At 41.6% G+C, this 13,571-nt stretch carries 13 protein-coding genes; 4 read left to right on the plus strand and 9 right to left on the minus strand.

What is annotated here, in order from left to right:
* Positions 1–22 precede the first annotated feature (22 nt).
* Complete coding sequence (locus MNR06_RS13910) at positions 23–712, plus strand: hypothetical protein (RefSeq protein ID WP_243536967.1); 690 nt, start codon at positions 23–25, stop codon at positions 710–712.
* Here the strand turns inward: MNR06_RS13910 and MNR06_RS13915 are convergent, their stop codons facing one another.
* Both MNR06_RS13915 and MNR06_RS13920 read right to left on the minus strand, forming a co-directional pair.
* Complete coding sequence (locus MNR06_RS13915) at positions 713–1,474, minus strand: cyclic nucleotide-binding domain-containing protein (protein ID WP_243536968.1); 762 nt, start codon at positions 1,472–1,474, stop codon at positions 713–715.
* A gap of 143 nt (positions 1,475–1,617) precedes the next feature.
* Positions 1,618–2,817, minus strand: a complete 1,200-nt coding sequence (locus MNR06_RS13920; RefSeq protein ID WP_243536969.1) for a poly(A) polymerase — start codon at positions 2,815–2,817, stop codon at positions 1,618–1,620.
* A gap of 74 nt (positions 2,818–2,891) precedes the next feature.
* Between MNR06_RS13920 and MNR06_RS13925 the strand changes: the two genes are divergently transcribed.
* Entirely contained in the window at positions 2,892–3,716 is an 825-nt protein-coding gene (locus MNR06_RS13925) for an alpha/beta fold hydrolase (RefSeq protein ID WP_243536970.1), read from the plus strand.
* Between the two features lie 65 nt (positions 3,717–3,781).
* The gene (locus MNR06_RS13930) at positions 3,782–5,443 is read left to right on the plus strand and encodes a DEAD/DEAH box helicase (RefSeq protein ID WP_243536971.1); all 1,662 of its coding nucleotides are present in this window, start codon (positions 3,782–3,784) and stop codon (positions 5,441–5,443) included.
* Positions 5,444–5,472: 29 nt separating this feature from the next.
* Here MNR06_RS13930 and MNR06_RS13935 read toward each other — a convergent pair whose 3' ends face one another.
* The gene (locus MNR06_RS13935; protein ID WP_243536972.1) at positions 5,473–6,063 is read right to left on the minus strand and encodes a BON domain-containing protein; all 591 of its coding nucleotides are present in this window, start codon (positions 6,061–6,063) and stop codon (positions 5,473–5,475) included.
* 149 nt (positions 6,064–6,212) lie between these two features.
* Here MNR06_RS13935 and MNR06_RS13940 point away from each other — a divergent pair, with 149 nt between their 5' ends.
* Positions 6,213–6,740, plus strand: a complete 528-nt coding sequence (locus tag MNR06_RS13940) for a superoxide dismutase family protein (protein WP_243536973.1) — start codon at positions 6,213–6,215, stop codon at positions 6,738–6,740.
* A 4-nt stretch (positions 6,741–6,744) separates the two neighbouring features.
* Here the strand turns inward: MNR06_RS13940 and MNR06_RS13945 are convergent, their stop codons facing one another.
* The 6 genes from MNR06_RS13945 to MNR06_RS13970 form a co-directional block, all read right to left on the minus strand.
* Positions 6,745–7,401 (minus strand): ankyrin repeat domain-containing protein, encoded by a 657-nt coding sequence (locus MNR06_RS13945; RefSeq protein WP_243536974.1) that lies wholly within the window; start codon positions 7,399–7,401, stop codon positions 6,745–6,747.
* The gene (locus MNR06_RS13950; RefSeq protein WP_243536975.1) at positions 7,398–8,738 is read right to left on the minus strand and encodes a D-alanyl-D-alanine carboxypeptidase; all 1,341 of its coding nucleotides are present in this window, start codon (positions 8,736–8,738) and stop codon (positions 7,398–7,400) included. Before MNR06_RS13950 ends, MNR06_RS13945 begins: the two co-directional genes overlap by 4 nt.
* 125 nt (positions 8,739–8,863) lie before the next feature.
* Positions 8,864–9,502, minus strand: coding sequence for an ankyrin repeat domain-containing protein (locus MNR06_RS13955; RefSeq protein ID WP_243536976.1), 639 nt, complete (start codon positions 9,500–9,502; stop codon positions 8,864–8,866).
* A gap of 11 nt (positions 9,503–9,513) precedes the next feature.
* The gene (locus MNR06_RS13960; protein ID WP_243536977.1) at positions 9,514–10,887 is read right to left on the minus strand and encodes a hypothetical protein; all 1,374 of its coding nucleotides are present in this window, start codon (positions 10,885–10,887) and stop codon (positions 9,514–9,516) included.
* A 139-nt stretch (positions 10,888–11,026) separates the two neighbouring features.
* Positions 11,027–12,190, minus strand: coding sequence for a hypothetical protein (locus tag MNR06_RS13965; protein WP_243536978.1), 1,164 nt, complete (start codon positions 12,188–12,190; stop codon positions 11,027–11,029).
* Complete coding sequence (locus tag MNR06_RS13970) at positions 12,187–13,461, minus strand: hypothetical protein (RefSeq protein WP_243536979.1); 1,275 nt, start codon at positions 13,459–13,461, stop codon at positions 12,187–12,189. Before MNR06_RS13970 ends, MNR06_RS13965 begins: the two co-directional genes overlap by 4 nt.
* Positions 13,462–13,571 lie beyond the last annotated feature (110 nt).

Genomic DNA, 13,571 nt, shown 5'->3' on the forward strand with positions numbered 1-13,571 from the left:
CTTAACTCTGGGATGCATTCATATGAAAAAACTGATTTTTGCAGCTTCAATTTTAGTAACACATTTCGCTTTCGCTGGGGAATTGATTCAAGGCGGATCAAAGAAGCTTTCTTTGACTAATGATGAACTTAAAGGCGCGCAAAAAATCCTAGAAGCTCGCTGCAACGACATGAACGTGGTGAATCGTTTAAGCATGGGCGCAAAAGAATGCATCGCCAAAGTGTCAGCAGATCATTATAGCAAGGTTGCCGCACAAAATTGCTCTGCAGGTTCTGATTTTTTCTTTTTTGAATGCCTAGCTGCTTCTAAGGGTCTTGATATCCCGCAAGAGGTTTATGATTTTTGTAAGCCCATGAAAGATGGCGATAAGAAATGGTCACCCAAAGCAAATTGTTTAAATCATTTAGCGACGACGAATTTTAAGTACAATAAAAAGTCATTAAGCGATTGCTACAAATATATAAATCTATCAGAAAACAACATCGCCTTCTGCCAAAACATTCTGCGCGACCGTGATGTATCAGATAAATTTGTGACGGACTGCCTAATTAAAAACGGCAACATAAGTTCAAGTAATGTGACGGAAAAGACTTTGAATTGCATGGCTAAAGAGGCTGAATCAGCGAAATCCATCGCGTGCGCTCCGTCTTCAACGGCGGCTTCGGAAATTCGTGCTAGCAATGGTCCGAACTCTCGCACGGGTGTTCGCTAATTATCCCGTCAGTGCTTTATTGGCTTTGCGCAGGCGGGTTGAAAGTGTCTTCACCAATGCTTTCGCCCACGACGGTCGCGCAAAGATTACGTTATCAATCGCACTATTTGGAATTGCAATAAGCTCAACATCACTTACAGCTTCTACTGTTGCTGACCTAAGCTCGTGATTAAAGTGACCCATCTCGCCGACGAATTCACCGGCTTTGATTTCACCTAAGATAATTTTTTGGCCGTCGTGGTCGTAACAGAAAGCTCTTAAAGAGCCGTTTTTGACGATATAGGCTTCTTCCGATTTTTCGCCCTCTTTAAATAAGATATCGCCTGGCTTAAGCTGTTTGATTTCGTAATTTTCTTGTGGCGACTTTTCTTCTTTTTTTGGAGAGATAATTTTATTTAGGCATTCGATCAAAGCGTGTTCACGGTCAGGCTCAGTTAAGAATTGTACTTGGCCCGAATTCACTTCGTTAGCGAACACTTCGTGATCAGCGATATAGGACATAATAATAAGACTGATATCGCTATTGTTTTTGTCTTTAATGATTCTGGATACGACATCAAGCCCAGAGCCTTTTGGCAAATACTCATCCACCAAGATAGCCTTGGGATGAACGTTAGCTAGTTTGTATTTGATTTCAAACCACTCAGCAGCACAGAAGACTGAAGAATTTGGTACGTGACGGTTAATAATATCCGTGCATTTTTGAATGCGCGTTTTATCGCCGCTAATAATTAAGAAGTTACACTTTTTTTCCTGTCCCATCGCTAAAACCTTCCCTAATTAAACCGGACGACCCGGTCAATGGTGAGACACTCCTATTATCGTATCTTCGTATGACGACAGCAAGTCGGCAGCCTCAAATCGAAACTGCGCGTATCACCTTGGGAATATGCCTAAAATTTAAACTAGTGGTGGGACTCTTCAGCAGATCTAAGTTGGGGCATGCGACTGTACTTTTCAGCTTGCTGAATCCAGTACTGCATTTGCGTTCCTGATAAAGAATAATCTAAGTGAGCTAGTTTTAATGCCAAACCGAAAGCTTCGTTTTGCACGAAAGCCATCTGACGGCGTTCACCTTTGCGCGCATAACTTTCAATGCGGTGAAGTCCTTGCATGATATGCAGGGCTTTAAAGAACACGGCGGCTTCTTGTTTGAAGATACCGATTTCTTCGCGCATGAAATACGCAAGTTTTGGATCGTTTGTTAACTCGTCATGATTCCAAGGTTCTTCACCATATTGCGCTTTCATGAAAGCGATCATGAATCCCGCAAAAAGCTCTGTCGGATTGCTCTTATCAAGGCCTGAAGAATCAATTCTTGCTAAATGAATTTCAAAAGTTTCCATTTTAACTGGATCAGTAAAAATAGAATAAACTCCTGGTAGGATTTGCTCCATGATGTGCAAATCAAAAAGTTCCATGAAGGCTAAATGTGGTTCTTTCAAACGCAAGAACTTAAGCCATTCTTCACGACGGCGCGGAAGTACTGATTTTTTTAGTTCAGCACTGCACTCAGCAATTGCTGCGCGCATGGTAGTCTCAATTGAAAAATGCAATTTGTGCGACAAACGAATGGCGCGAAGAATGCGGATTGGGTCTTCGATCAAACGCTCTTTTGGATCGCCGATCATACGAAGCACGCGATCTTGAACGTCTTGAATACCACCGCAGTGGTCGATCAGCTTATGTTCACCTGGATCATAGAAGATTGCGTTGCAAGTAAAGTCACGGCGTTGGGCATCTTCTTCCGAAGTACCAAAATAGTTATCGCCCTCAACCGAATCATCGCCCATTTCATCAGCCTCTTTTGGCGTGATGTTGCGACGGAAAGTTGCGACTTCGAACTGTTGGTCACCACGTTTTACTAAAACCAGTTTAAAACGGCGACCAATGACATAAGCATTCTGAACTTTTTTGCGAACTTGGTTTGGTAAAGCACTGGTCGCGATATCGAAATCTTTTGGATGAATGCCTACAAGCAAATCGCGCACGCAACCGCCCACTAAATAAGTTTCAAATCCTGCGTCTTGCAGGCTGCGAACTATTCGTAATGCATAGGAATCAATCCAGTCCTCATGGAGGTGGGGCTTTTGCTGCGTACTCATCGGGGTGAATCTATACCCCTTCGCATCAAAATTCAAACCGGAAAACAGGTTTACACTACCGCTTTGGCGGAGTAATGAAACCCATGGCTTATTTAGATAATTTCTATCATCAGTTTTATGGACCTGAAACGGGTCGAAAATGGGTGTTTTTGCACGGTTTGATGGGTTATGGCCAAAACTGGCGCAAGATTGTCGCAAGTCTTGAGTCCACCGAACGAGTTTTGACCTACGATCAACGTGGTCATGGTCGCTCTTTTCAGCCTGAATTCGGTTACTCGCCTGAAGATTATGCCAACGATCTGGCCAAAATCTTAGAAGAGCTTGGCTGGGACAAAATCATTCTGGTTGGGCATTCTATGGGCGGTCGCAATGTTTTAAATTTTGCCACTCGCTTCCCTGAAAAAGTCGAAAAACTTGTGATTGAAGACATTGGCCCAGAAGGGAACCCTTTGGCCCACGAGTATTATGAATACTTGCTGAACTTGGTGCCCACTCCTTTTGTGACCCGCGAAGAGGCGCGCCGCTTCTTTTTTGAAGATTTTATTAAAACCGCAAAAACCAGAGAAAATGTCACGGTTATGGCGAACTATTTTTACGCCAACATGGCGGAAAAAGTGGATGGCACCATTGATTGGCGTTTTTCTAAAAAAGGCATCATCGATTCTGTTCGCTATGGGCGTTCAGATGATCGCTGGCATGAAGTTGACGCTTTGAAAGTGCCGACTTTACTGGTTCGTGGCGAGAACTCTAAGGAGCTCAGCCCTGAAAATTACGAGAAAATGCTGGCCAGCAACTCGATGATTAAGGGCGTCGTAATCCCTAATGCGGGCCATTGGGTCCACTCAGATCAAGCTCAGCCTTTTATCGAGGCTTTGAAATTGTTTGTGGGTGGCTTTTAAGCACTTTTTTTGACTTTTCGCTCCCTGATCAGTAGTTTGGGAGCTTCAGACCGGAGTAGTTAAAGTTGAAATTCTCAGAGTTAAATTTAGAGTCTAGTTTATCGTCAGCAATCCAGAAAATGAACTATGAAGATTGCACGCCGATTCAAGAGCAAGCGATGCCTTCGATTCTTGATGGCAAAGACGTTGCGGGTCTTGCGCAAACAGGTACAGGTAAAACAGCAGCATTTGTAATTCCACTTATGGAGCGCATCTTGCGCGCTCGTCCTGCAGCTGGTGATGTAAGCGAAGATCAAAAAGCAATTATCGAAAAACGCGCGTTCAAAGATTGGAAGCCACAAAATTTTATTTTGATCTTGGTGCCAACTCGCGAACTTGCAGAACAAGTTCAAGATAACATCACAAAGTTCAGCGTGGATTCAGGTTTGCGTGGTTTTGCTATTTACGGCGGAACTGGTTACGACAAACAAAAAGAAGCGCTTAAAAATGGAGTTGAGTTCATCGTTGCGACTCCAGGCCGTTTGATCGATCTTTACAAAGAACATCTTGTCGATTTGAAACAAGTTCGCGCCATCGTTTTTGATGAAGCGGATCGTATGTTTGATATGGGCTTTAAAGACGACATGAAGTACATCTTGCAAAGGGTGCCTCGCGAGCGTCAGTTCCTGGTGTTCAGTGCGACTTTGAACTTTGATGTTCTAAATACGGCTTACCAATTTGGTTCAGAGCCTGTTGAAATCAACATCAGCCGTGATCAAGCCAAAGCTGAAAACGTGAAAGATCAGATCTTCCACGTGGGTGGTGATGAAAAGCCTCAGCATTTGTTGTCGATTTTAAAAGTGCACAATCCAAAGCAATCAATAGTTTTCACAAACTTCAAAATGAGTGTTGAAAGAATTGCTAAATTCTTAAACGACAATGGTTTGCCTGCAGTGGCGATTTCTTCGCTGTTGACTCAAGCTCAGCGTAATAAAGTCATTGAGCAGTTTAAAGGTGAAAACAACATGAACATTCTTGTGGCTACCGACGTCGCGGCTCGCGGCTTGGACATCAAGGGTGTTGATATGGTTGTGAACTATGAACTTCCAATGGACAGCGAATCTTACGTTCATCGTATCGGCCGTACGGGTCGTGCGGGAACGACGGGTCAGGCGTTTTCGTTGGTGGGCGATAAAGACATCGAGTCTTTGGCGCGAATTGAAGAATACTTGAAACACAAAATTGAAGTTGGTTATTTAGAAAACGATCAACTAGTGACTGATTTCAAACCTTTGCAATCCCACTTCGAAGGTCATTATCCAAAATCTTTGGACAGAGCTCGCGCGCCTCGTGAAGGTGGTCGTGGGCCTCGCCAAGGTGGTGGTGAACGTCGCAGTGGTGGTGGCCCTCGTGGTCCTCGTCGTGAGGGTGAAAGATCTGGTGAACAGCGTGGTGAACATCGTGGGGGCGGCGAACGTCGTCATCACGAAAGCAAGGGACCGCGCGATCAACAGCAGAAGTCTGCGCATGGCGGTCGTCCTCAGCGTCCTGAACACAAACGTCACGAAGGTGGCAAGCGTCCAGAGCATGCTCACGCAAAACGTACTGAGCACGGTGGTAAACATCATCAGGGTGGTAAACGTCCTGATCACCGCAAACAGGGGCACGTTAAGAAGACGCCTGCAGTGGTGGCTTCTAAATCCCTGGGTCAGAAAATCACAGGGTTCTTTAAACGAATCTTCTCTTAATAAAAAGGGGCTTTATAAGGCCCCTTTTTTTATGGGGTCTGTTCTCGTTCTTCGTCTTTTTTTATTTTGATATTATTATGGATGTCTTTCACATCGCGGATCTGTTCGATCAGCTCTTCAGTCATGCGTTTCATTCTTTTTTCAGGCACTGTCCCGTTAAGGGTGACGTAGCCTTCCATCACAAGCACTTCGATGTCATGGGCGTCGACGTGGGGATCGTCAGTTAGTTTGTCGCAAATCTCTTCACGGATTCGTTCATCGGTTCTTTTGAAATTCTTTGGTCCACGTCCCGCATAGTGGCGGCTGATATCTTCAGGCAGCAGATTTTCGTGCAAATAGTCTCGGCCTTCAGAAGAAGACTTTGGATGTTGTGATTTATCATAAAACGCGCTGTAGGGTGCGCCGTGGAATTGCCCATAAGGTGTTCTGCGTTCTGACTGATGAAAGTCAGGTTGGTTGCGATGATTGGATTCACTTTCCCAATCGGATTCTGGTGGGCCTCGGAAGGCGCGGTTTTCGTTGGCGATCTTACTGTATTGGTAGTTGTTGCGTTCATCGGGATTGAAGTGTTGATAATCATCTTTATTGTATCTTGGGCGATCTGAATTGTGATTGCTCATACATCTCCTTAAGCTTTTTTGCCGCTACTAAAACGGTAACGGGGCTTCGCAAGGGGAACAACCCGCGGGGGAAAACTTATCAAAATACAAATACCTGCCTTACGGATTTATTAATCATACTGTGAGTAATGAAACTTTTTGGAGGATCTATGAAAGCAGTCATTATGACGTTGGTCTCTCTTTCTTTTCCGCTCGCAGCTGTGGCGGCAGTAACACCGGATGATAAACCAGTTGCGATTATTATAAATGATCCCGAAGGCAAAGAGGTCGGCGCATTGAATATGACCCAGGAAAAAGATGGCGTGCGCGTGCAAGTGAATTTAAAAATGATGAAGCCTGGGACTTATGCTGTTCATTTTCATGAAAACGGGTCCTGCAAAGGGGCGGATTTTAAATCTGCTGGCGAGCATTTTAATCCGAATAAACAAAAGCATGGTGCCCATGCGGGGGACTTAAAGAACATCGAAGTGAAGGCGGATGGCACTGGAGAGATAGCCGAGTTAAATACTAAAGTTTCTTTACGTGAAGGGCCTAACTCACTATTGAAGTCAGGCGGCACTGCGATTGTTGTGCATGAAAAGGCTGATGATTATAAAACTCAGCCTTCGGGTGGTTCGGGTAAAAGAATTGCTTGTGGTGAGATTAAACGGCCGGATGAGACGAAGGTGAGTCAGTAAAGACTCACTCAGTTGTTGAAAGAAGATTAACCGTTCTTTGATCTTTATTTTGTCGTGCGATATCAAGGGCTGTTAGGCCCTTTTTATCTTTAATATTCCTTTTTGCGCCTTGGTCAATTAAATATCTTGTCACCTCGTGATTGCCGAAACGAACACTGCGTGAAAGAGGCGTTTCTCCTTCTGCATTTGTTTTATTCAAGAGTTCTTTATTTTTTTCCAAGATCATTTTTGTCGTCTCAAGATTGTTACCGGCAGAGCCAATGAGTAGAGTATCTTTTCGAGAATTAGGAATCACTTGATTGACATCTGCACCCGCGCCAATGAGTCGTTGTGCTACCTCATAATGATCTCCGTTGATGGCTGCAGACAGTGCTGTTTGACCTTTTTTAGTTTTCAGTTCTATGTCGGCTCCATTTTTCAACAAGAGTTCGACGACATCTATTTGTCCACCAGCCGCGGCACTGATAAGAGGGGTGTAGCCTTCTTCATCTTGAGAATTAATATTAAGTTTTCCTTGTTCTAAGCTTTCCTTTATTGACTCCATATTTCCAGTTCGCGCAGCCTCGATTGCTGAGTTAATTACTTCGGACTTGGAAAAAGAGTTTTGTGCAAATGCGCTTAGCGTGATAACAGCAATGAAAAGGGTGAATACAGATTTCATTTTTCGTCTCCTGCCGATATGGCGAATTGCTCTATGAGATTTGAGTCTTTATCAAAAGGTAGTGGAATGAGTTTTCTATAGTTCAAACGTTGCGGCCCACCATTGTTCCTTAATAACTCAAGTACCTTTTCTTTAATTGGACCGATTGCTAGGTCTGCATCCTCTTTGCTTTCTGCTTGGTATAGAACGGCAAAATAGAATCTTCCTCTTGCTGTTGAAGCAACACCAGCTAATGTTTTTGCTATATTTACTGTTCCAGTTTTGGCGATAACCGCATTTTCAAATAATCCAGTGAAGTCTTCGAGTGTAGATTGATTGTCTGTGCGAGCAACAGCCATTATGTCTGTTAATTTTAGATTCTGATTCTTCAAATACTTTTCGACCTTTACCATAGTTTTAATAACCGCTGGACATGTGCCTGTATTATAAGTGTCTTTACCTGAACCATTCAGATAGCGTGCATTGTTACCCGAACCAAGGTGGAATTCGAGTTCCGCGGGACTGACAGCTAATGATGATTGAATAAATTTATTAAATTCACTAGTTCCACCAAGGTTCCAGAAGAGATGATCTGCGATATAGTTATTAGACTTGTTGTTCATGTTCTTCAAGATGCGGTGAAGGGGTGAGGATCTATATATAAACGTTCTAGTTTGTCCAGTTCTATAGAATTGAGATCTGGGTTTAAATTCTACTCTACGAGCGCTTATATTTGAAATGGGCGCTATCAGAATACCATCATCATTTGCTTCTGATTGAAGCTGTCTAAACTGTGTTTGGTCCAATTGTATACCAAAGCCATAGCTTAGATTTCTTTCAGTTGCTGCATTCTGATCATTCTGTGTTTTAAAAAAGGGGGTATTTCCACCTATTCGGTCAGGTTGTTCCAGACGCCAATCAAATAGCACGTTTTCATCAAAGCTTAATGTCTCTATTCTGTTGATATTAAAGCCAAGCTGACTCAATTCAGACATTATATAGTACGCTGCTCTTTGTCCTAAGGCAGGATCCTTTGAGCCCTCCATATGAATGTCTATTGAATCACCTCCTACTGGGGTCACATGAAACTTGGTAATGAATCTATGATTAATTCCCAGTCGTTCCATCGCCCATAGCGAAGTCATAATCTTGGAAACGGATGCTAATGGTTGTCTACGATTTTTAACGTAATCTCCCTCGATGGGAGAATTGGGTGTCTCGCTCTGATAACAAAAGGCTTCGGCCTTGCCTTGTTGTTCTTCGACGACGGGATCAGTTTCCTCAGTGCCATTTGAAGTACAACTTGTAAGTAGAGAGATGAATATTACAACGATCAGAAATCTTCCCTGAAGTTTCATTGTCACTCCTGTGCAACGACAGGGCCGGATTTAGATCGTGGCCCCTGAAACTAAAATGTTAGGGAATGCATGAGATTACGACAAGGATGGTCGGTTTAGTATTTTAAAATGCAAGGCTGGAGCGGTTATTTTGTGGTTAGTAGTTTTGCAACAGCGTGGTTTTGTGCCTTGTTTGCTATGTCTAGAGGCGTTCTGCCTTTTTCGTCTTTGAGCTGAAGATCAGCACCTGAGGACTTTAGAATCTTCACAGTTTCCTCGTTTCCGTGCTTAGCTGCTTCATGAAGAGGCGTTTTTCCGTACTTGTTAGTCTTGTTTATTAGAGTTGGATCCCTTTTTAAAATAAGTTCCATTAACTCGTTCATATTCACAGAAGTTGAAAGAATAAGTGCCGTATCAGAATGCTCACTTTGATCAGAAAGTTCGGCACCTGCGTTCACTAATAACTTTGCTGTTTCATTCTGCGTGTTTGTTATTGCATAGTACAGAGCTGTTTTTTCTTCTTTGTCTTTCAGATTTAACTTCGCTTTTTTAGCGATTAGAAACTTAACCACTTTGTTTTGCCCGTTAGCTGCAGCAATCATTAGTAGAGTTTCACCCTTACCGTTAGTTTGATTCACGTCTGAACCCTTTTCGATAGCTTGAGAAATTATCGAAAATTTGCCTTCGTAGGCGGCTTGAAATACATCAACGGTTTTCTTCTGCGCTCCGAAGCCGGCAACAGGTACTATAAGAATGGCGCAAATTAAATGTAACAGTTTTTTCATGGGTTGCATCCCTAGTTCAACTTATTGTTCAGCTTAGTTTCTTCTACGAAATTAGCATAATCGTCAGTTGGTGTCATTGCGCCAATTTGTTCATAGTTGAACGCCTTAAGTTTCAGTCTCCCAATAAATAAAGTCACTACGTCACGAATATAAGATCTAGCCAGACCCGCATTGGTTCGGTCTAGAGAGTCAGGGTTAGTATATACAGCGAAGTAAATAGCGCCTTCGCTTGTCGATAGCATTCCACCAAAAGTAATCGCTTCATTTGCAGTGCCAGTTTTTCCTGCGATGGTATTCTGAAAAACCGAACCACCATAATAGTGCTTAAGTGTGGAATTCAGCTCTTCTTTTCCTCCTACAGGCATGACGTCAGCGAGTTGAAATTGCTTGGAGCCTTTATACGCTTTAATCATATGATCTAGATCTTGGACAATTCTTACAAAAGCGTTGCAGCTAACCGTGTTGTCAAATCGATCCGGCTTTGTTGAGTTTATCGGATATCCTGAACCATTTTTTACTGAAACCTGACTTCTAATCCCAAGTCTATTTTCTATAAAGTTTGAATAAGCTTCTGTACCACCTAATTTTTCGAACAATATATTTGGTGGTATATTGAACGAATAGGCATTGAACTCTCTCATCATCATGTATAAGGGACGTGACTTAAATGAATAAGATTTTACTGTTGCCGTTTTTAAATACTCTTCATAAGAGACAGAGTTAACCGGACCTACAGACGAACCCTTAAATCTAGCAGGAGCGAATTTTTTTACATAATTTAAAAGGGCTGATTGAGTAGTAATTGGTCCATACCAATTATCTGGGTCTCCATCTCTAAATCCATCAGCTCTATCATCGCGATGCTGAATGACGTAAGTACCTGTCGCTTTATGAAACGGAATAACCAGTTTTTCATCGTAGGAAACTTGTTTTACTGTAGCGCAACCTTGAGCTTTAGCCTTTTCATCGAGCTGTGTGAAAGCTTTTTGAAGCATTTCCTTTCCGAAGAAGATGTCTTGATCGCCTGAGAAATGAACATGGCAGGTCTTATCTGGAGCAGTGGCACTTATAGAAACCTTGGTTTTGAACCTGTATTCCAAGCCTAGTTTTGCAACTGCCCAATGGGTCACCAAAATCTTAGAGAGTGAGGCAATACGGAACTTCTCACGTGTATCTTCTGCCGTAACCTTGGTTGGTCGGGTGACTTGGTCATCTTTTTCTTCTGCGGCCTCTGCGGCAGTAATGTTTAATGGTTGCGTGACTGCTCCGCTCTTGTCTTCCAGATAGCACATGGCATTTACTGAATATCCAGCAAAGGAATAAGAGGAAATAATTGATACTCCTAAGATGCAAACCAATCCTCTAGCAAATAATTTTTGCGCCATCTACGTGCTCCTTACTTTTGAACTCTCAAACATTCTTCAAATTCTGTGCTTACCAATTATGGCATTATCGGCCATATAATCTTTTTAAAGTGTCATTAAAATTAACACTGCCAAAAAAAGCCGTTCACTAAAAATATTTTCAATCAACTACGCCATCTTCCATTATCTGCGCGCCAATATCCCAAGACGTTCGTTCACTATTTTTATCGGATTGGCCATGCATGAAGGCTGCGATTTTCTCATGCAAGTTGTAACTATCGTTTATTCCTTCGACCGGAAAATAGTTGAAGGTATAAATAATTTTTCCGGCCTGCGTGTATATCAACTCTTTTTCCGTGGGCGCAAGACCTAAACTATTAAAGTATTGTACTGATTGTTGAAACCTGTTGTCGATGTCGCTATTTCTGTAGTTAGGACAGGTTTTGCTTTTGCATTTAACCCGTGGTTTAAATGTGTCGCCATATTCGTAGGCTGTTCTTAATAGCAAGCTAGGTGCTACATAAATGCCCGAATTGTCTATATTCCATAATGGGCTTCTGAATGACTTGTGTCTTGCTAGATAAGGCAGAATTGAAGGAGCATTGAAATAATTCTGAAACTGACGGATCAATTCTGCCTGGTATACTTGCTCAATTTGAGTATGATCTAAAGAATTGCTGCACTCTGTTTCGTTAAGGCTTTTTAAGCTGCCGTCAAACTCTTTTTCGATCGTGTTTAGCTGTTGAAAAATTGCGAATGATTCAACTACAGCACAACCAAGTTTTTCTTTAAGATAAGATGAACCTATAGCATTGTTACTAATGGATCCCGATTCAGCAAATGCACTTTCTAATTTTTCTTCGATAAAAGAAATATACAGTAGCTCAGTATCTGTTGGATTTATATTTAATTCACTTGCAGCACGTGGATGATTCAGGGAAATCAAAATCTCATTTAATTTGATATTAAAAAAGATTTTATCGAAGTTTTTATTGAAACTTCCAATATTCAGCGGATCTATGTTCCTTTTGATGATTTCTTCAAGAATTTGTACTTTGTTAAATTTTATAGCAAGACCAGCAGGTGTAGATGATTCACCTTCAAAGTTTGAATCTGCGGCACTCATTTCGCCAAGAACATTTAAGAATTCCTGGTGTGTAGCGAATTCTATCGAATTTAGTAGATTTTGTTGGTTCTTTGTAAGGACATTTTTATCTGACTTTTTAAATGTATAGAGTTTCGCTACCGATTCAGTTGGATCTTTTGAAAAAGTACATCCCACTGTAAATAAGCTAAAAAGGATGATTAAGATAAACTTTATCATAAAACTTCCTCTTTATTTTCGCCGACAGAATTGTTCTTTTCAATATTTGGACAAACTTCAGCTTTTAGCGCTGATAAGCTTTTCTCGTGCTCTTTTAGTTCCTCGGGATTGTCATTGAGATTATCCATCGGATTGAAAATGGTGGTGACAGTGAAATCCTCGAATTGTGACGTTGGATATAGAAACTGATGAGCTTCAGTTATTGCTAAAGCATTATTATAATAGTTAGTGCATAACTCGTTGGCACACCTTTCACGGTCTTCATAATTTAAAATATGGGTTTTGAGTTGGTACTTTTCAGAGTTAAAATCTTTACCATTTTGAGAATAATCTCTTAATACATTTACCCATTGCAAAATTTTTTCTTCATCATCAACGCAGATAGATTTTAGTGCAAGAAGGGTTAATGGATTTACTTTGTGCTGGCTAGCATCGCGGTACTTTTTAACAGAACTTAGATTGATGGTAATATTCTTTGGTTTATTCAAAGATAGAATGAAAGCCATAAAGTCATTTGATTCGAAGTTATTTTGAAATTGGCTAAAGAATTCCAAAGAGGCCCACTCAGAAATCTTTTCCTTAGAGAATTGGCGGGAACTGTCAGCGCAAGCAGACTTGGTTAAGAAGTCTCTAATAACTGTTTCTGTCGGGAGAAGATGGGTTGCTCTAAAATAAAATCCTGGAAATTCAGATGTTGTCTGAAAATATTTGATGTCCATCAGAAAGCCGGTGAACTTCTGACAGCCTCGAACATCTAATTTTAGGTCAGAAATGGATGTAAAAAACTTTTGTATGGAATAGCCATCATCTGGATCGCCATATCCGATAGGTCTTGGGTATAAATGCACAATACCGAGAATACGATCTTTCTGCGCTGTTGTTATAATATCATTAAGATCTTCATTAAACTGTAGATCAGAAATACTTTTTTCGTTCAAGTGAAACGGATTTAGTCCCATAATCAACAGGTGATTAAGAACTTTCGGCTTATTATATTTTATAGTGATATCTAGAAGAGATTCTTCTTTATTAGAAAACTCGTTATAAGCTTTTCCTAAACCTTTTAATTCGCGTATCGCCCGATCCTCATCCGGTTGGTTAATTATGTCAGCGATTTTGAGGGTAGGTATGACTGTTTTAGTTTCTTCAACTACTACCAATTTTACCTGTCCCGTCTTCGGATTCTTTTTAAACGAACAAGCCCCCGCCGCCAGGAAAATGGCAGCCAGAATCAAGTGTCTCAAAATGAGAATGCGGGACGAGGTTTTCATCTGACCTTTAGAAATGCAAATAATGCCGCAGGTATAGCGGGGATTTATGCGGTTTCACTGACTAAAGATTTAACAAGGGACGAAAGAGGGCAAACAGGTTTGGATTTTGG

The organism is Bdellovibrio reynosensis, assembly GCF_022814725.1.
GTDB classification, from domain to species: Bacteria; Bdellovibrionota; Bdellovibrionia; order Bdellovibrionales; family Bdellovibrionaceae; genus Bdellovibrio; species Bdellovibrio reynosensis.